Origin of the sequence: Mesorhizobium sp. M0772, assembly GCF_040320135.1 — a bacterium.
Taxonomy (GTDB): domain Bacteria; phylum Pseudomonadota; class Alphaproteobacteria; order Rhizobiales; family Rhizobiaceae; genus Mesorhizobium.
The window spans coordinates 64,755-85,343 of the sequence record NZ_JAMYPB010000026.1 but is presented as its reverse complement, the minus strand read 5'-3'; the positions used below and the strand labels follow the sequence as shown (position 1 = coordinate 85,343).

Genomic DNA, 20,589 nt, shown 5'->3' with positions numbered 1-20,589 from the left:
CCCCCCCCCCCCACCCCCCCCCCCCCCCCCCCCCCCCCCCCCCCCCCCCCCCCCCCCCCCCCCCCCCCCCCCCCGCCCCCCCCCGCCCCCCCCCCCCCCCCCCCCCCCCCGCCCCCCCCCCCCCCCCCCCCCCCGCCCCCCCCCCCCCCCCCCCCCCCCGCCCCCCCCCCCCCCCCGCCCCCCCCCCCCCCCCCCCCCCGCGGCCCCCCCCGGCCCGCCCCCCCCCCCCCCCCCCAGGGGGGTGCCTCGCGCCGGGTCTCGGGCGAAGAAGCCCAATCCCCTGAATCGCTTGGCGCCATCTATTCAACGAACACCTTCACGCTTGCCGCGCGTCCCACGGCGTCGATGACGGTGAGCGTCGAATAGCCGGCGCCGTCGGGCAGCCAGGTCGCAGTGCGGCGGCGGTCGATGCCGACGAGCGGCTTGCCATTGGCCAGCCAGCGGAACGGCGCGCGGCCGCCTTGCAGTTTCAGCACCAGCGGCGAGGCCTCGGCGGAATTGGTGGCGAGATCGACGCGGGCGCCGTTGGGCGGGAAAATGATCGTTGGCGCCGGTTCCGTCGGGCCTGCCTGCACCAGTCCGTCGGCGCCGGCGCCGAAGCGCGCCAATGTCACCGGCAGGTCTTCGCGCCTGGCCTTGACGACGCCGGCCGGCTGGCTGGGCAACGGGACGGCGGTCAGGCCTGAACGGACGAAGCCCTCGAACAGGATGGGGGCGGCCGAGACATAGCCGGACAGGCCGGGCACCGCACCGGCATCGGCGCGGCCGACCCACACACCCAGCACGTAGCGGCCGTCGAAGCCGACCGACCAGGCATCGCGATAGCCGTAGGACGTGCCGGTCTTGTAGGCGATGCCGCGCTGCAAGGCGCCCTCAGGCGGCTTTACGCCCGACAATATGTCGGTGATCTGCCAGTTCGCCTGGGCGTCGAGGATGGTGGCGGTGGCGCGCTCGTCGTTGGCCGGCTCGGTGCCGTCATGCAGCGTGTTTGCCTTGCCGCCATTGGCCAGGCCGGTATAGAGCTGGACGAGATCGCGCAGCGTTACGCCGACGCCTCCGAGGCCGATGGCGAGGCCCGGCGCCTCGTTGACCGGTAGCACCGGGCTGACGCCGGCCTGGCGGAAGCGCGCCATCAGCCGTGCCGGGCCGACCGAGTCGAGCACGCGGATCGCCGGAACGTTGAGCGACAGCTGCAGCGCCTGGCGGATCGAGACATCCCCCTGATAGCCCATGTCGAAATTCTTTGGCCGGTAGCCGCCGAAATCGACCGGACTGTCCTCGATCAGCATTTCCTGCGCCACCAGCCCTTGCTCGAAGGCGAGGCCATAGATGAACGGCTTCAGCGTCGAACCGGGCGAACGCACGATCCTGGTCATGTCGATCCAGCCGGAGCGGCTGGCATCGAAGAAATCGGCCGAGCCGACTTCGCCAAGAATGTCGCCGGTGCGTGCGTCCGCCATCACCATGGCGACCGACAGGCGCGGGCCAAGCTTGATCGCGGCATCGCGCGCTACCTGTTCCAGCCCTTGCTGGACGCTTTTGCGGATCATAAGCTGCAGTGGCTTGCCGGGCACGGCCTTGGGCAGCATGGCGTAGGCGGCGTGCGGCGCCAGCGCCGGCAATTTGCGGCGCAGGCCCGAGACATCGTCGAGGGCGGCGCGCGCGGCCTCGCGCTCGCCAAGCAGGCCTGCCGAAACCATGCGGGTCAGCACGCGGTCGCGGGCGGCATGAGCGATGGTGAGATTGCGGTCGGGCCGGCGCTTTTCCGGCAATTGCGGCAAGGCGACGAGCAGTGCTGCTTCCGAGACCGTCAGCCGCTTCGGCTCTTTGCCGAAATAGGCGAGCGAGGCGGCGCGCACACCTTCAAGATTGCCGCCATAGGGCGCCAAGGTCAGGTAGCGTTCGAGGATCTCCTGCTTGGACAGCCGCCGCTCGATCTGGATGGCACGCAGCATCTGCTTGATCTTCGAGCCGAGGCTGCGGTTTTCGCGTGGCTCGATCAGCCGGGCAAGCTGCATCGACAGGGTCGAGCCGCCGGAGACGATATGGCCGCTGGTGGCGAACTGGCCGGCGGCGCGCGCCAGCGCCAGCACATCGACGCCATCATGGTCCCAGAAGCGCTTGTCTTCATAGGTGACCAGCATGTTGACGAACTGCTTGTCGACCTGGTCGAGATGAGTGTCGAGCCGCCAGTAACCGTCCGGCGTGGCGAAGGCGCGCAACAGCTGGCCGTCGCGGTCCTGGACCTCGGTGGAGACGGTGAGCCTTCCGGGCAGCGGCGGCGGAAAAGCGCGGTCGAGTTCCCAGAGAGAAGCGGCAGCGATCGCCGCAAAGCCGACGAGGGAGGCGGCGGCGATGCCTGTTCGACGGAGAAATTTTCTGGAGAGCATGGTGGTGCCCTTCATCCGCCTGCCGGCTCCTTCTCTCCGCATAGCGGGGAGAAGGAGATGGTCGCGGACATCGGCGTGTTCATCTTCGTCAAGGCGCCTTACGGCGCCTTGATCTCCATCATACCGGTGGCGGTGCGGGCCGAATATTGCGGCCGGTACATGTCCTCCACCGTGGCCGCCGGATGGGCGTAGGTGCCCGGCGTCACCGCACGCACGACATAGGCCAGCATGATGTTGCGGTCGCCATCGCCGTCATTGGGATTGAATGCCGCGACGAAACGGTCGTCGCGGAATTCGAGATGGGCGGCGTCGGTTTGCGCCAGCCAGGTGAAGTTCGACAGCTGGGCGCTGGAAACAAGGCCCGGATTGTCGATCTCGAAGCCGGCCGGCAACAGGTCGGTGATCAGCAGGCGCGAAGGCCAGCGGTTCTGCTCGTAAACCTTGAGCACGACCACGTAGCGTTCGTTCTGCGTCGCCTCGGTGACGTTGGCTTCGGTGCCATCGAGCTTGTAGTAGGTGCGGTCGATGGTGAAGCCGTCGCCGCCGGCCGGCAAGGGCTCTACCGGCGAGGCGACCGTGGTGACGACCGCCTGCAGCGGCGTGGCGCCGGTGTTGGCGATGGTCAGCGGGCTGTCTGCAATGTCGGTGCCGCTGAGGTGGTTGGAATACCCACCGGCATGCGGCGCGCCGTTGACCGAGAGCGTGATCGAGTCGTTGCCCGACTTCAGCGCGCGGGCCGCCAGAAGCATCCAGGACTCGTCCTGCGTGCTGGTCCAGCGGGCATCGGCGCGTTCCCTTGCCACCAGCCGGATCAGCTCCGGCACGATGGTCGGCACCGGCCTCGATTCGGCGGCGAGCGCCAGGATCGCGGCGCCATCACGCAGCCGCGAGCCATAGTCGGACCGGTAGTAGTCGTATTCGGTGGTCGACTTGGCCAGCTGCAGCGCCGTCTGGAAGGTTGTTTCCGAACGCTGCGCGTCGCCGTAGAGCGCCAGGCTCGCCGCCAACTGGGCGACGGCCATCGGGCTCGAGAAGGCTTCGAGCTTGGTGTCGGCGTAGTAGCGCAGATCGCCGACCGAGGCCTTCTTGTTGCGGGCCAGAACATAGAGCGCGTAGGCGATTTCGCTGCCGCGATCCTGGACGTCCTGGTCGTAACCGACCGAGTTTTGCAGATTGCTCAGCGCCTGGCTCATCGCCAGGGCCGGCACGTTGTAGTTCTGCTCGCGCGCCCGGGTCAGGAAGTCGGTGACGTAAGAGTCGAGCCACAGATCGCCGGAGCCCGGACCCCACAGGCCGAAGCTGCCGGCAGAAGCCTGGTAGCTCAGCACCTTGTAGATGGCGGCCTGCACGCGGCCGTGCAGTTCGGGATCGCTTTGCATGCCAACGCCGGACGCCAGATCGTTGACGTAGAGAAGCGGCATGGCGCGGCTGGTGGTCTGCTCGGCGCAACCATAGGGGTAGCGGTCGAGCGTCATCAGCAGCGACGGCACGTCGAAGGCGGCAGCCTGTGAAACGCCGACACTGATCGAGGCGCCGTCGAGCAGGCTTGCCGCGAGCAGCTCCTTGTCGACGCGCAGCGAGCCGCCATTGCCCTTGAGGTCGACGACCAGACGGTTGGTGACCGACAATTGCGCCGGACGCACCGGAACATACAGCGTCTGCTCGACGGAGGTGCCGTCGCCATGGGCGAGCTTGATGGTGATCGAGGCATTACCCGCCGTCTGTGCAATCAGCGGCACGGTCAGCGTCTGGCGCTTGCCCTTGGCGAGAGTCAGCTTTTCGGGCAACGGCTTGTCGCCGGTCGAGAGGTCGCCGGTCGTGGCGATCGACAGGGCATAGTCGCCCTCCGGACCGTCGGTGTCGGCGACATCGAGCCGCATGATCGCTGCATCTCCAGGCGCCAGGAAGCGGGGCAGGCCGGCGGTGATCACCACCGGATCGCGTACGATGACATCGGTCGTGGCATGGCCGACGGCCTCCTTGGTCCAGGCGACGGCCATGACGCGCACGGTGCCGTTGAACTGCGGGATGTCGAAGTCGATCCTTGCCTTGCCGTCGGCGTCGAGCTGGACCGGGCCGGAGAAGAAGGCGACCAGCTTTTCGGTCGGCGGACTGCCTTGCGGCTGCATCGAGGCGCCGTCGCCGCCGGTCCTGAGCTTGCCGGTGGTGCCGAGCGAGCCGTCGATGAGACGGCCATAGATGTCGCGGACTTCAAGCCCGAGCATGCGCTGGCCGAAATACCAGCCCTCCGGATCCGGCGCCTTGTAGTTGGTGAGGTTCAAAATGCCGACATCGACGGCAGCGACCGTGACATAGGCATTGCTGCCCGGTGCTACGCCGGCGACCGAAACCGGGATCGACAGCTGCTGGCGCGGCATCGTCTTGTCCGGCGGCGTCAGGGTGACGGCGAGCTTTTTCGAGCCTGGGTCGACCGTCAGCCATTTTACGCCGATGGCGCGCGCCGGCATGCGGGTTTCCTGCGCATCGCCGGGCCGGAACAGGGTTGCGGTGATGTAGGCGCCGGCGCCCCAGTCGTCACCGACCGGGATCTCGACAGTGCTGCCGCCGGCCGGCACGGTTGCCGTGACGGTCTTGAGCAGCTTGTCGGCGCCGATGGTGACCAGCAGTTCGCCGGCAAAATGCGGCGACACTTTCAGCTTGGCCACGTCGCCGACGGCATAGCTGTCCTTGTCGAGAGCGATCTCGAGCCCGTCAGGCGTTTCGGTGGAGGTCGAGGAGACATACCAGCCGGCGTCGAACTCATAGCTGGTCGCCGGTCCCTCGGGGTCGGTAGTCTCGATCTCGAGCCGGTACTGGCCCCAGTCGACCGGCATCGTCACGGTCGCCTCGGCATCGGCGCTGAGATCGACCTGGCCGTTGGCGATCGACTTGGTGAAGGTGACCGGTTCGTAGTTCCACGAGTTGTTGTTGCGATACCACTGGTAATTGCGTTCGACCTTGACCAGCGACCACTGCGCGCCCTTCAGCGTCTCGCGCTTGCCGTCGGGGTCGACCGCGATGAGGCTGAATTTGGCGGTGCCGCCCTGCGGCACCTCATTGTCGGCGAAATCCGGACGAATGCCGATCATGTGGCCTTGCGGGCGGATGCCGATGTTGAGCGAGCGCTCGATGGCGCGGCCGCCGGTTTCGCGCATGCGAACCGTGACCTTGGCGTCGACCAGCTTGGTGGTCGCGGGCAATTGGTCGACCGTGACCGGGAAGGTCGCCTTGCCGTCGTCGCCGACCACCGGCAGACCGGTGAACGGGGTGACCGAAGGCTCGGCCGACTGCTCGTCGGCAAGGCCGAACGAATAGCCGGCGAAACGGTCCCAGTCGCGCGCCGTCGACAGCGTCAGCTCGCCTTCGAGCGCGAGGCCGGCGGCCGGCGCGCCATAGAGGAAGCGGCCGTCAATGTCGATGTTGGCGGTTTCGCCCTGTGCGATCTCCTGCTTGTCGGACTTCATGTCGAACTCGATGCGATCCGGCACGAAGTCTTCGACCAGGAACATCTGGCTGGAAACGGCCGCCTGCTTGGGATCGGTATAGATCGACACCGTCCAGGTGCCGCGCATGGCGTTGGCTTCCAGCGGCAGGTCGACGGCATAGCCGCCGGCCGAGACGCCATCGGCGACGATGCGGCGGTTCTCGACGCCGTCGGGACGGGTGAAGATGAAGGTCAGCGGCAGGTTTTCCACCGCTTTGGAGGCGCCGTCGCGGGCAAGGGCTGCGACATGCACATCCTCGCCGGCGCGGTAGATGCCGCGTTCGGTCCAGGCATAGACATCGAGCGCGCCCGGTGCGGCGCGTCCGGCGACGCCGCGATCGGACAGATCGAAGCCGGCGCGGCCCATGTCGAGGAAGACGAAATCGTTGTCGCCCTGCTTGGCCATCAGAACGGCCGGCACCATGCCGCCGTCGCCGCGCGTCAGGCCGGGGTTGAAGACAGCATGGCCTTCGGCGTCCGACGTGGCTGTGCCGAGGATTTCATTGTTCCTGGCCAGCAGCGTCAGTTCGGCGCCGGCGATCGGCTTGGCGGTTCCGAGCGAGCGGGCGAAGACATTGAGGCCATCCTGGCCGGTATAGGTCGACAGGCCGATGTCGGAGACGACGAACCACTGCGTGGCAAGCGAATTGTAATTGTCCTCGTCATTTTCATTTACCGCTTGCGCGGTCAGCACGTAGACGCCGGGCTTGCGCTGCGGCAAGGCTTCGTCGACCGGGAACGAAGTCGTGACGTCCTTGTTGAGATCGTTGGCGATATCCAGCTGCCCCTGCCAGACCGGCTCACCCATCTGGTCGGAAATGCTGGAGATATCGTAGCCGTCGAGCTGCTTCAGGAACTGATAGCCGGACAGAAGCTGCGCCAGCGAACGATCGCCGATACGGTAGAGCTTCATCTGCGCGGTGTTCATGTTGACGGTGACGATGGGGATGCCACGGCGGGCGCCGGCGGGCAGCACGAAGCTGTCGCCGGTGAAGCGGGCGGACGGCGCGCGGTCCTGCACATAGATCGACAGCACGACCGGAGCGGCGGTGACCTCGCCAATGGCGGCCGGCAAACCGGCGCGGAAGGTCACTTCGTAATGTTGGCCGTGCTCCAGGCCTTCGACGCAGATCTGCTTGTCCTTGGCCTCGACGCCCTTGGGCGGCTGGTTGTCGACGGTGACGAACTGGGCGTAGTCGACGCCGGTCTTGACCAGCTCCTCGGAAAACTGCGCGCAAATGCGCGGCGCGCTGGTGTCGGCGTCGATCGAGTGATCGATGACGCGGAAGCCCTTGCGGGCCTTGAGATCCTCATATTCGGCCTTGACCGCCGGCGAACTGACCAGCGCGAGGCTGGCTTCATAAGCCTGCAGGGCCGGACGGTAGAGATCGCGGCGGTCGAGGCCGTTGCCGAGCAGCGCCAGCACTTCGGCGCGGGTCTTGGTGGTGCGCAGCAACTTGTAGGCGTTGATGGCGGCGGAGGTGCCTTTGACCGGCAGATTGTAGGATTCGGAGGTGCCGCTGGCCGGCTGTATGGCAAGCGTTTCACGCGCCAGACCGAGCCAAAGCTGACCGTCGTCAGGCAGGACCGAGACCGCGGCCTCGTATTTGTTCATGGCCTGCCCATGGTCGCCGGTCAGTGCAGCCTGTTCGGCGGCGGCGCGGAGTGATTCCAGCCCGTCGGTCGGCTTGTCATAGGCCGGATCGGTCAGCTTGTTGCGGTATTGCTGGGCCTGGTCGGCCATCCAGTTGGGGAAGAAGGCGAGTTCCGGCGGGGCGCCGATATCGGGGTCGCCATCGACATTGACGACCTTGCCCGCGACCGCGCCGCTGAAGGGTTTCAACTGGTTATAGTCGGACTTTAGGAAGCACCATTTGGCCTTGTTGTTGTAAGTAAAGGCGCGGCAGGCGGGGTCGCCGAGGCATGTCGTCTTGCACTGATCGAGGCTGACATTCTGGTCCGATCTGAGATCGAAGCCGAAATAGTCGGAATTATTTGAGGTCACCACCCGGCGGGCTTCGGCCGCTTGCGCTACAGACCCCCAGGCGAAAATGAGAAGAATCAAGATCGACAGACCACGAGCCGCCGCGCGCATCGCCATAACACCCTCCAGACACTGCTACGTCCGCGGCATGTTCAAGCTTCAGTCAAGCTTGTCAACACGAGGACGGGCAGGTTTCCGCCCGCCAACGGTTCCCAAACCGGCCAATGACCGGTATGCCGATAGTTCATCCACGGGAAAGGGATCACGCTTTCTTGCGAAAACGCAGAAGGTGTGAATTCCAAGCCCTGCCTATTTCAGACAATTGGATTGTGGCCCCTTTACGAGCGCTTCAAAACTTCATTCCAATTTTAGTTTTGTAACCTAGGTTGTCCTGATGCCGGCGTATGAAGCGCAGATGTCGAAGGTAAGTGCGCCACGGCGCACGCTTTCGCGTGCGCTGATTGTGGCGTTGGCGTGCTCGACCGTGCTCGTTGCCGAATCGGGGTCGGCGGCCGCCTTCGAGCTCTTCGGCATCAAATTGTGGGGCTCTTCGAATGACGAAGACGCCGATATCGTCGACCCGCTGCGCTATGCGGTGACCATCGAAGCGCCCGATGCCGACAAGGACTTGGTCAAGAAGCTCGAAAACGCCTCGTCGCTGAAATCCGACGAGGACCGCCCGGTTTCCGGCTCGCTCGGCCTTTTGGCAAAGGCGCGTAGCGACCGCGAACAGCTGGTCGCCGCGCTTTATGCCGACGCCCGTTATGAAGGCGTCGTCACCATCACCATCCAGGGCAAGGTGCTCGACGATTTGCCGCCCGATGCCGAATTTACAGCTCCGCAGCCGGTGCCGGTGGTGATCAGCATTTCGAGCGGGCCCAAATTCACACTTGGCAATATCAGGCTGGAGGGCGATGCCGCCGGGCTGGCGAGCGCCGATTTCGGGCTGATAGCCGGCGGCGATGCCGGCTCGGGCGCCGTGCTCAAGGCCGAGGCGCTGATCGTGCGGGCGCTGAAGCAGGAGGGCCGGCCGCTGGCCCGGATCACCGACAGGCAGGTCGTGGCCGAGCACACCACCTCGACGCTCGACGTGACGCTGACGGTGGCCGCCGGGCCGGTTGCCGGTTACGGCGACACCACCGTCGATGGCACCGAGAAGGTCGATCGCGAGTTCACCGAATATATGACCGGGCTGAAACGCGGCCGGCAATATTCGCCTGACGAGATCGACGATGCCCGCGACCGGCTGCTGAGGCTCGAAGTGTTCAACAGCGTGACGCTGAAGGAAGCCGACAGTCTTGACCCCGACGGCAACATTCCGATCGGCGTTCAGGTCAGCGAGCGCAAACCACGCTATTTCGGCGTCGGCGGCACTTTCTCCAACACCGAAGGGCTAGGCCTGGAAGGCTATTGGGGCCACCGAAATCTGTTCGGCCGGGCCGAAAAGCTGCGCATCGAGGGCAAGATCAGCGGCATCGGCAGCAACGATCTCAGCGAGCTCAACTACAATGCCGGCCTCATGTTCGAGAAGCCGGGGGTGGTCGGGCCGGCCTCGAAATTCATCGCCAGCGTCAAGACCGTACTCGAACATCCCGACGCCTACGACCATTTTTCGGTCAAGGGCAGCACCGGCCTGTCCTATGAGATCGACAAGAAGCAGACGGTTTCGGCTGAAATCGCGCTCGACTACTCCAGGATCACCGACGCCTTCGGCAAGCACAAATACCTGATCGCCAGCATTCCGCTGCAATATGTCTACGACAACAGGGACAACCGGCTCAACCCGACCAGCGGCTTCAGGGTTCTGGCCTATGCCGAACCGAGTTACGACATTCTGAGCGGCGCCGCCTTCCTCAAGCTCAGGGGCGAGGGGTCGGCCTATCAGTCGCTCGACACGGCCTCGAAATTCGTGCTTGCCGAACGCGTCGCGCTGGGTTCGATCGTCGGCACCGGCCTTCAGAACGTTCCAGCCGACAGGCGCTTCTATTCCGGCGGTGGCGGCTCGGTGCGGGGCTATGCCTATCAGGGCATCGGACCGAAGGACATCGACAATCAGCCGATCGGCGGGCTTTCCTTCTTCGAAACATCGGTCGAAATGCGCATTGCTCTGACCGACACGATCGGCATCGTGCCGTTCGTCGACGCCGGCACTGTCTCGACCACAGCGACGCCGGACTTTTCAGACGTGAAGGTCGGCGCGGGCGTTGGCCTGCGCTACATCACGCCGTTCGGGCCGCTGCGCATCGACGCCGCCGTGCCGCTCAACCGCGACCGTGGCGACCCGCGTTTCGGCATCTATGCCGGGATCGGACAGGCGTTCTGACGATGAAGATTTTGAAACGCATCCTTCGCCTGTTTTTCTACACGCTGCTGATAGTGGCGGCGGCGGGCATCGGCGCGTTGGTCGTGCTGACCAAGACCGAGCGCGGCCGCGAAAATCTCGCCGGCATCATCTCTGACATGGCCTCGTCAGGGGACAGCAAAGTCACGGTCAGCGGCATTAACGGTATCTGGTCCGGCGCGCTGACGGTCGACCATGTCGTGCTGGAAGACCGCGAGGGCGCCTGGCTGGTGGCCCGCAAGGTGGCCGTCGACTGGTCGCCGCTGGCGCTGTTGTCGAAGAATTTCAGCGCCGACCGCATAGCGGCCGAACGGATAGAACTGGCACGGCTGCCTATGGCGAGCACCGAGCCGAGCAAGAGCGGGTCGACCGGCCTGCCGGTTTCGCTTGATATCAGAGCGATCGATTTGCCGGAGATCGCGCTCGGCCAGCAACTTGCCGGCAGCGGCATTGCCGAACTTGCGGCCAAGGGATCGGCCAAGGTCGATGCGTCGCCGCTGGCGATCCAGACGGTGCTCAACGTTACCCGCCATGACGGCAAGCAAGGCAATGTCGACGCCAACATCCACTTCGCGCCGGATGAAAACAAGCTCGACCTCGATCTCAAGGCTTCCGAGCCGGCCGGCGGCATCATCGCCAACCTGCTCAAGCTACCCGGCGCGCCGCCGGTCAACATCGTCGTCTCGGGCACCGGGCCGCTGGCCAACTGGAGCGGCATCGGCACCTTCATGGTCGACGGTCAGATCGTTACCCAGCTCACCGGCCGGCACCAGCTCACCGACAAGGGCAACCGGATCGAGGCCAAGGGCGACGGTTCGTTCGAAGGCTTCCTGCCGGAACGGTTCAAGTCGCTGTTTGCCGGCAAGACCAGCTTCGACCTAGCCGGCACCGCGACCGCGACCGGCGGCGTCGACATCGAGCGCGCTGCGATCGAGAGCGACGCAGTTCATGGTACCGCTGCCGGCATGGTCGACCCCAAGGGCGCCAGCGACCTTTCGGTCGAACTCGTGGCCAAAGCCAAGCCGGTCACGGTCAATGTCGGTACCCAGGCGCAGCCGATCATGGTGGCCATCAACAATGTGACCGCGCGCGCCTTCGGTGACGGCAAGGCGCCGATGATTGACGCCAGCGCTTCACTGGTGTCGGTGGTGGCGGGCGGCTCTCAGGTGAACAATCTGGATGCGAAGATCCATTCCGACGGTTTCGACATCGAGAGCCGCAGCGGCCCGGTCAGTGTAAGTCTGGCGGCCGCCGGGCTGAAGACCGACGTGGCGACGCTGGCGCCGCTGATCACCGGCAAGCTGACGGCCTCTCTTGCCGGCTCGATCAGCAAGGACGAGATTTCCCTCGACGAAGGCACGCTGCGCAGCGATGCTCTCAATGCCGGGCTGACGGCCAAGGTGACGCTGGCCGATCTCGCCATGACGCTGAAGATGAATGCCGATGCTGTGTCGACGGCGCTGCCGCCGCAGATCAGTTCGCTGCTTGGCGAACGGGTCAAATTCTCGGCGACCGCGACGCGCGATCCGCAGGGCTCTTTCGCCGCCAACTCGATCGAACTCACTTCCGGTTCGCTGAGCGCCAGCGGCACCGCCAGCGCGCAAGGCAGCGATATCCAGGCCGACATCAAGGGCAAGCTCGGCGACGTCTCGGTGCTGTCTTCGCTGGTCGGCGTGCCGGTCGCCGGCGGGGTCGATTTCGCGCTGACGGCAAGCGGCGCGCGCAACGCACCGGATTTCTCGGTTTCGGCCGACAGTGCCAGCCTGACGGCCTCCGGCCGCACGGTCAAGGACATCAAGCTGACCGCATCGGGCAAGGCCGACATTGTGAGCCCGGCCGCAGATATCTCGCTGACCGGCGCGGTCGACGAACAGCCGCTCGCCATCAAGGCGGCGCTGGTGACGAGCGATGGCAAGCGCTCCATCAAGGGGCTCAGCGTAGCGCTGGGCGACAACAAGGTGTCGGGCGACCTCACGCTCGATGAGAAATTCCTGCCGCTGGGGACGCTGACGATCTCCGCGCCCGATATCGCGCCGCTGGCGTCGCTGGCCGGGCAGACGGCGGCCGGCGATATCGGCGGCACCGTGGTGTTCGCCAAAGACGGCGAGGCTCCCACTGTCACCATCAATGCAGCCAGCGTGTCGATCGCGCGCGGTGATGTGGCAGCCAAGGCAGTCACCGTCAGCGCACTGATCGCCAACTATCTCAACAGCCCTGCGATCTCCGGCACGATCAAGGCCGAGAGCGTGACCTCGGGAACGACCGTCGTCAGTGGCATCGGCGTCGACCTCAAGCGTGACGGCGACTGGACGAATTTCACCGGCGGAGCAACCATATCAGGCATTCCGGCGACAGCTGCCGGGCGGGCGAAGATTGCTGGCGGCGTGACCAGCGTCGAGATCGCGTCCGGCGAGGCGACGGTGCGCGGCATCAAGGTGGCGATCGCCGAGCCGTCGAGCCTGACCATTGCCGATGGCATAACCAACATTCAAAGGCTGGTAGTCGATCTCGGCGGCGGCTCGGTGACGCTGTCGGGCACGGCGGGCCAGACGCTCGATCTGGCGGCGACCTTCTCGGCGCTGCCGGCTGCGCTTGCCAATGGCTTTTCGCCCCGCCTCGATGCCGCGGGCACGCTCGACGGCACGGCGCAAATCACCGGGCCATCAGCAAATCCCGACATTCGCTTTAATGCAAAGCTGGCCGGCGCCGAGACGAGCCAGACCCGTCAGGCCGGGCTCGGGCCGCTCGATGTCGATGCGGCCGGCAGCTATTCCGCGGCCGGCGGCGTCGTGCTCGACCAGGCGACGCTTTCGGGTGAGAAAATCTCCGGCAAGGCGGCCGGCACCATCAACCCGAACGGCGCCAGCGACTTCGCGCTCGACCTGACCTCTTCGGGGCCAAGCCTGCCGGTGGCGCTCGGCAGCGTGGAAGGCCCGATCAAGCTCGAACTGCAGGCGCTGTCGGTGAAGGCGGCGGGGCAGGCTGCGCAAGCCAAGCTCGATATCTCGGCGGTGTTGCCGTCGGTGGCGACGAATTTCACCAAGATCGATGGCATCGAGCTGGCGCTGCATTCCGATGCGTTCGATGTGAGAAGCCGCACCGGTCCGATCTCGGGCACGGTGACGGCGGAGAAGATCGGTCTGGACAATCCGACCATCGCACCGCTGATCGCCGGCAAAATCACCGCCAAAGTCGCTGGCAGCCTGGCGGCCGATGCGATTACCATCGACAGCGGCTCGGTGCAGGGCGATGCGCTGGGCAGTGCCTTCAATGGCCGTGTCGGCTTTGCCGATGGAGCAATCGACCTCAACCTCAACGCCGACGTGCTGTCGGCGGCATTGCCGGCTGCGGCGCGCAGCGTGCTGGCAGAGCGCACGCAGCTCAGCGCCACGCTGAAGCGGGATGCCAATGGCAATGTCAGCGCCAATCCGGTCACGCTGGCGTCGGGCGCACTGACCGCGGACGGTCAGGCCAGCCTCGCCGACAACAAGCTTAGCGCAGATATCAAGGGTGCACTGGCCGACATCTCGCTGTTGTCGAAAGATGCCAAAGGCGCGATCAGCTTTGCACTCAACGCGCAGGGGCCCAGCCTGGCGCCGGACCTGTCGCTGACGGTCAACAGCGACCGCCTGCTGGTGGCGGAACGCGAAATCACCGGACTTAAGCTGATTGCGACCGGCAAGGCCGATGCCGCGAACCCGGCAGCCAATGTGCAACTGACCGGCAATGTCGCGGGGCAGGCGCTTCAAGGCAATGCGGTGCTGGCCACGGCCGACGGCAAGAGCGCCATCAACGGCCTGCTGTTGTCACTCGGCAAGAACAGGATTTCCGGCGACCTCGCGCTCGACGAGGCTTTCGTGCCGGTCGGCACCATCGCGCTCGACCTGCCGGATATCGGGCCCCTGGCAGCGCTGGCACTGGAAAAGGCCGAAGGCGACGTGCGCGGCACTATTGCATTCTCCAAGACCGCGGATGGCCCGAACGTCGCCGTCAAGGCTGCGACCGCTTCGATCACGCGCGGCGACCTGCAGGCGAAGACGGTGTCGATCGATGCGCTGGTCGCCAACTATCTCGCCGCGCCGGTCATCTCGGGCAAAATTCGCGCCGACAGCGTCATTTCCGGCGGCACCGCCATCAGCGGCATCGATGTCGATTTGAAGCGCGACGGCGACTGGACCGGGTTTTCCGGCGGCGCCACCGTCAAGGGCATTCCGGCGAAGGCTGCGGGCAGGGTAAAGGTGGCTGGCGGCACCACCACTATCGAACTCGCTTCCGGCCAGGCCACGGTGCAGGGCATCAAGGCGGCCATCGCCCAGGCCTCGACCGTCAGCATCGCCAACGGCACGACGACGCTGGACAAGCTGGTGCTCAATCTCGGTGGCGGCACGGCGACGGTGACCGGCAAGGTCGGGCAGGCACTCGACATCAGCGCCGCGCTGTCGAAGGTGCCGGCTTCGCTGGCCAACAGTTTTTCGCCGGGCCTTCAGGCCGCCGGTTCAATCTCAGGCACCGTGAAGGTGACGGGCGCGCTGGCCAATCCGGCCGTCGCCTTCGACATCGATGCCGGCGGGGTGCAGACCTCGCAGACGCGCAGCGCCGGTCTTGGCGGCATGAATATCTCTTCGTCGGGAACATTCGCCGGCAAGAAGCTCACCTTCAACGCCGACATCAGCGACGGCGCCGGGCTTGGCCTCAAGGGCGGCGGTACGGTGACGACGGCCGGCACACCAGCGCTGGTGCTCGACTTCAACGGCAAGGTGCCATTTTCCTTCCTGGCCGCCAAGCTTGCGGCGCAAGGCCTGTCGCTCAGCGGCACCGCCAACGTCAATATCCAGGTGCGCGGCCCGGCGGCGTCGCCGGTGATCGGCGGCACGGTCAGCACGTCGGGCGCCCGCCTGGTCGACGCGCGCTCCGGCCTTGCCGTCAACGACATTGCCGCCGACATTTCGATCGGCAACGGCGTTGCCCGGATCAACCGGCTGACCGGCACGCTGTCGACACGCGGCAGCCTGTCGGCCTCCGGCACACTCGGCATCAATCCGGCGCAAGGTTTCCCAGCCGATTTGTCTATCAAGCTGGTCGACGGCCGCTATACCGACGGCAGGGTGGTGACAGCCAATCTCGGCGGCGACCTGACCATCAAGGGGCCGCTCACCTCGGCCCCGGTGATTTCGGGCACCGTCAATCTGGCCAAGACCGTCATCACCGTTCCCGATAAGCTGCCGGGCTCGCTGGCGGCGCTCGGTGTCAAGCACAAGAACGCGCCCGCCTCCGTGCGGGCGCAGGACAAGGCCTTGCGACCGGCGGCGGCCAGCGGTGGTGGCGGCAGTGGGCTTGTCCTCGACGTCACGGTCAATGCGCCGAACCAGATCTTCATCCAGGGCAGGGGCGTCGATGCCGAGTTCGGCGGTTCGCTGAGGCTGACCGGCCCGGCGGCTTCGCCGCAGGCGGTCGGCACCTTCACCTTGCAGCGTGGGCGGCTGTCGATTCTCGGCAAGCGGCTGACCTTTACCGAAGGCACGGTCGGCTTTTCGGGCTCGCTGGTGCCCTACCTCAATTTGACCGCGACATCGACCACGACCAGCGCCACCGTCACCATCGTCGTCTCGGGCGAAGCGACCAATCCGAAATTCGACTTCTCATCGGTGCCGGCGCTGCCCGAGGACGAGGTGCTGGCGCAGCTGATTTTCGGCCGCTCTATGTCGAACCTGTCGCCGCTGCAGATCGCGCAGCTGGCCGAGGCCGCCGGCCAACTGGCCGGCGTCGGCGGCTCGACCTCGCTGCTCGAAAACCTGCGCAGTGCAATCGGCGTCGACGACCTGGACGTGACCACCGATGACCAGGGCGGCACCGCCGTGTCGGCGGGCAAGTATCTCAATGACCGCACCTATGTGACGATCCAGAAAGGCGACAGGCCAGGATCGGGCAAGGCGACGATCGACCTCAATGTCGGACGCGGCGTCAAGCTGCGTGGCGAGGCCAACGATGGCGGCGAGGCCAAGGGCGGCATATTCTACGAAAAGGAATATTGAGTTCCTGGCCCTTACCGCCGCCGGAACTGGCGCTGTCTCAACCCGCCCAAAATGTATCAATTACTCGCCTAAGCAGATTCCGGCGGAATCTGGGCGCGCTAGCACTTTTGCGCCAAGTCTGTCGTTATCACGCGAACCGCTCCCTTTTCAAAGTTGCACATTCCCTAACAGGTTCCGTAGCCATGCCGTCTTTGACATCACGGCAGGGATGCGGAATGTTAAAAGGCGGAAAGCCAACAATGGGAGTTAAGGTATGATAAATTACAAGAGCAATTGCGATCGCGTTCCCGATCATATCCTGGCCATGGCCGAAGAAGCCAAGGCAGGCAAAGTCGATCGCCGCGAGTTCCTCGCCATGGCGAGCGTGTTCGGCGCGTCGACTGCGATGGCCTACGGCATGCTCGGCGTAGCCGTGCCGACCCAAGCCAGGGCCGAAGAGGTGCAGGGCAAGAAGGGCGGCATCCTGAAAGTCGCGCAGTGGGTCAAGGATCCCAAGGATCCACGCAAGGCCGATTGGTCGGAAATCGCCAATGCCGAGCGCCAGGCGCTTGAGCCGCTGGTCAAGTACACCAGCGAATACACGTTCCGCCCGTACCTTCTGGAGAGCTGGGAGGTCAACGACGACGCCACCGAGTACACGCTGCATGTGCGCAAGGGTGTGACCTGGTCGAATGGCGATGACTTCACCGCCGATGACGTCATCTTCAATCTCAAGCGCTGGGCCGACAAGAAGGCCGAGGGCAATTCCATGCCTGGCCGTCTCGGCACGCTGGTCAAGGAGGACAAGCTCGACGAAAGCGCCGTGACCAAGGTTGACGACCACACCGTCAAGCTGAAGCTCGGCAAGGCCGACATCGCGCTCATTCCGAACATGTGCGATTATCCCGGTCTCATCGTCCACAAGAGCTTCGACGAGAAGGGCGGCGACTTCAAAGCCTGCCCGATCGGTACCGGTCCGTTCGAGCTCGTCTCCTACGATGTCGGCCAGAAGGTGGTCTACAAGCGCCGCGAGGACAACAAGTGGTGGGACGGCGAGGTGTTCCTCGACGGCATCGAATTCGTCGACTACGGCACCGATCCGGCAGCCATGGTCAGTGCCTTCGAGGCCGGCGAAGTCCATACCAATTTCGAGACCTCGGCCGACTATGTGTCGATCCTCGACGGACTGGACCTGGTCAAGTCCGAAATCGTCACCGCCTCGACCATCGTGTGCCGCACCAACATCAACAACAAGCCTTACGGCGATCAGAAAGTGCGCAACGCGCTGCAACTGGCGGTCGACAACAATGTCGTTCTGCAGCTTGGCTACGGAAATGCCGGTACGGTGGCTGAAAACCACCATGTCTGCCAAATCCACCCGGAATATTACGAGCTGCCCAAAGTCGCTCGCGATCCGGCCAAGGCCAAGGCGCTGATGGCGGAAGCCGGCCAGGCCGACTTCGAGCATGAGCTGATCACGGTCGACGAAGACTGGCACAAGAATACCGGCGACGCCATCGCCGCGCAGATGCGCGACGCCGGCCTCAAGGTAAAGCGCACGGTGCTGCCGGGCTCGACGTTCTGGAACGACTGGACCAAGTACCCGCTGTCGATGACCAACTGGAACATGCGCCCGCTCGGCGTTCAGGTTCTGGCGATCGGCTACCGCACCGGCGAGGCGTGGAACGAGTCGGCCTATTCCAACCCCGAATGGGATGCCAAGCTCAATGCAGCATTGGCCGTCGCCGATGCGGCCAAGCGCAAGGAAATGATGAAGGACATCGAGCAGATCCTGCAGGATTCCGGCATCATGATCCAGCCATACTGGCGCAAGCTCTACAGCCACTCGGTCAAGGCGGTGCAGAATTACAAGATGCATCCGACCTTCGAGCGCGACTACGGCAAGGTCTGGCTCGACCAGGCGTGATTGGAACGTCAGGGAAGGGGCGCTTCGCTCCTTCCCGTCACGCCTCGCATGGCCCAGAACCGGAAGCCGCCGCAGCAAAAAGTTGCGGACTCTCCTGAAAGACCGTTCAATAAAACTGGGTTGATTGCATCCGAGTGCCGATTTGATGGCCAACTCTGCCGGCAACGGCAAAGCTGGTTTTTCGAACTGGCTCCAACCCCAACCAGACCGGCAGGGGACCGCCATGCTTTCTTTCGTAATCCGGCGTCTCGGCACCATGGCATTGACGATGCTGTGCCTGACGATGATCGTCTTCTTCCTGATCAACCTCGAGCCGAATTTGAAGAAGCTGGCGATCAGCCAGACCGAAATGCACACATCGGCCGAACAGCTCGAAAGCTGGCTGGTCAACCATGGCTACCGGCAGAACTTCTTCGTGCGCTACGGGCAATGGCTGGGCGTCGTCCCGAAGCAACCGGTGACCGATCCGGCGACCGGCAAGCCGACGCAGCGTTTCTCCTTCTGCAACGATCCGCTGGAGCCGAAATTCTCCGGCATCCTGGAAGGTGATTTCGGCTGCTCGACCAAGTTCAAAACCTCCGTTGCGTCAAAGCTCTTCCCCGCACTCGCCGCCACCGGTATCCTGATGCTCTGTGTGCTGTTGGTGATGGTGCCGATTTCGCTGCTGATCGGCATCCTGGCCGGCATGCGCGAGGGCTCGCGAACGGACCGAACACTGTCCGTCGCCTCGATCGCGTCGACGGCGACGCCCGAATATGTGTCGGGCGTCATCTTCACCGTCATCTTCGCCTCCTGGCTCGGCTGGCTCAACGGTTCGGCTGCCTCGGCAAGCCAGGGCATCACCTTCTACAATTTCACCCTGCCGGTGATGACGCTGGCGATCTACGGCATCGGCTACATCGCCCGAATGACACGCGCCTCGATGGTTGAGGTGATGACGCAGCAATATATCCGCACCGCCCGGCTGAAAGGGCTTTCCTTCGGCAGCGTCGTCGTCAAGCACGCGCTGCGCAATGCGCTGATTGCGCCCTTCACCGTCATCATGCTGCAATTTCCCTGGCTGCTTACCGGCGTGGTCATCGTCGAGGTGATGTTCCGCTACCAGGGCTTTGGCTACACGCTGGTCGAGGCCGCCGGCAACAACGACATCGATCTGCTGCTTGGCTGTTCACTGGTCTCGGTGTTCATCGTGCTGATCACGCAGCTCATCTCGGATGTCGGCTACGCGTTCCTCAATCCGCGTATCAGAGTTCAATAGGGGGCTGGGGCAGATGCAGGTCGAATATATCGGTGCCTCCAATGTCGTGCTCGGCGTGATTGGGCGTTTCTGGCCGGTCTGGTTAGGGCTTGCCCTGGTGATGGGGGCGAGCTTCACCTACAAGAAAAGGCTCGGCCTCTACGGCCAGTTGTTCGATAGCGGCGTCGGCATAGTCGGTGTCGGCATCTGCCTGTTCTGGCTGTTCACGGCAATCTTCGCGTCGACCGTCGCGCCCTTCGATCCGCTCGCCCAGGTGCCGATTATGAAGGATGCGCTGCCGGGCGCGCTCGAGCCGGTATCGAAACTCATCTACTATTTCGGCGGCGACAAGCTCGCCCGCGATGTCTTTTCGCGCATGGTCTATGGCAGCCAGATCGTGCTGATCATCGCACCGGCTGCGACCGGTTTCGCGCTGATGGTCGGCATTACGCTCGGTCTGCCCGCCGGCTACTATGGCGGCCGGATCGACACTGTGCTGTCCTTCCTGGCCAATCTGGTGCTGGCCTTCCCGGTGATCCTGCTGTTCTACCTGCTGGTGACGCCGGGCATCATGGATACGCCGATCCCCTACGCCATGGCCGGGCTGTTCTTCCTGTTCCCGATCATCTTCTTTTCGGTGCTGTTCTGGACGCGCTACAAGAACCGGCCGGACCGCCTCTATATATTGCTCGGGCTGACGCTGATCATCGGCGGCTGGGTCTATGCCGGCCTGGTGTTCGACGCCGATCCGTTCAAGATCATCCACATCGATCCCAACCAGCTCAACATCTTCGTGGCGGTGGTGTTCGCCTCCAGCCCCGGCGTGTTCCGCATCGTGCGCGGCCTGGTGATGGACATCAAGACGCGCGACTATGTGGCGGCGGCGCAGACGCGCGGTGAATCGCCCTGGTACATCATGCTGTGGGAGATCCTGCCCAATGCGCGCGGGCCGCTGATCGTCGATGCCTGCCTGCGCATCGGCTACACCACGATCCTGCTCGGCACGCTCGGCTATTTCGGGCTGGGCCTGGCGCCGGAGAGCCCGGACTGGGGCACCGCGATCAAGGACGCCAGCCGCCTGCTGCGCTCCTTCATCCACCCGGCGCTGCCGCCGACCATCGCGCTGATGTCGTTCGTGCTGGGCTTGAACCTGCTTGCCGACTCGCTGCGCGAACAATCGATGAAAGACTGATCTGCGGGTCGGCCCGCGAGCAT

The 20,589-nt window shown here is 64.8% G+C and carries 7 protein-coding genes; 5 read left to right on the top strand and 2 right to left on the bottom strand.

Annotation, left to right across the window (positions count from 1 at the left end; genetic code table 11):
- Window positions 1–299 precede the first annotated feature (299 nt).
- Both pbpC and NKI06_RS18425 read right to left on the bottom strand, forming a co-directional pair.
- The gene (gene pbpC / locus NKI06_RS18430) at window positions 300–2,405 is read right to left on the bottom strand and encodes a penicillin-binding protein 1C (protein ID WP_352986522.1); all 2,106 of its coding nucleotides are present in this window, start codon (window positions 2,403–2,405) and stop codon (window positions 300–302) included.
- Between the two features lie 83 nt (window positions 2,406–2,488).
- Window positions 2,489–7,975 (bottom strand): alpha-2-macroglobulin family protein, encoded by a 5,487-nt coding sequence (locus NKI06_RS18425; protein ID WP_352986519.1) that lies wholly within the window; start codon window positions 7,973–7,975, stop codon window positions 2,489–2,491.
- 277 nt (window positions 7,976–8,252) lie between these two features.
- Between NKI06_RS18425 and NKI06_RS18420 the strand changes: the two genes are divergently transcribed.
- From NKI06_RS18420 to NKI06_RS18400, 5 genes are all read left to right on the top strand, one after another.
- A complete protein-coding gene (locus NKI06_RS18420) occupies window positions 8,253–10,181 on the top strand; it encodes an autotransporter assembly complex protein TamA (RefSeq protein ID WP_352986518.1) in 1,929 nt (642 codons plus the stop codon).
- Between the two features lie 2 nt (window positions 10,182–10,183).
- Window positions 10,184–16,231 carry a translocation/assembly module TamB domain-containing protein gene (locus tag NKI06_RS18415; protein WP_352986517.1) on the top strand — a complete coding sequence of 2,016 codons (6,048 nt, stop codon included), beginning with the start codon at window positions 10,184–10,186 and terminating at the stop codon, window positions 16,229–16,231.
- A 253-nt stretch (window positions 16,232–16,484) separates the two neighbouring features.
- On the top strand, window positions 16,485–18,137 hold the full coding sequence (locus NKI06_RS18410; RefSeq protein ID WP_352986514.1) for an ABC transporter substrate-binding protein: 1,653 nt from the start codon (window positions 16,485–16,487) through the stop codon (window positions 18,135–18,137).
- A 223-nt stretch (window positions 18,138–18,360) separates the two neighbouring features.
- On the top strand, window positions 18,361–19,395 hold the full coding sequence (locus tag NKI06_RS18405) for an ABC transporter permease (RefSeq protein ID WP_023668188.1): 1,035 nt from the start codon (window positions 18,361–18,363) through the stop codon (window positions 19,393–19,395).
- A 13-nt stretch (window positions 19,396–19,408) separates the two neighbouring features.
- Window positions 19,409–20,566: an ABC transporter permease gene (locus NKI06_RS18400; RefSeq protein ID WP_352986512.1), complete on the top strand. Its 1,158-nt coding sequence runs from the start codon at window positions 19,409–19,411 to the stop codon at window positions 20,564–20,566.
- Window positions 20,567–20,589 lie beyond the last annotated feature (23 nt).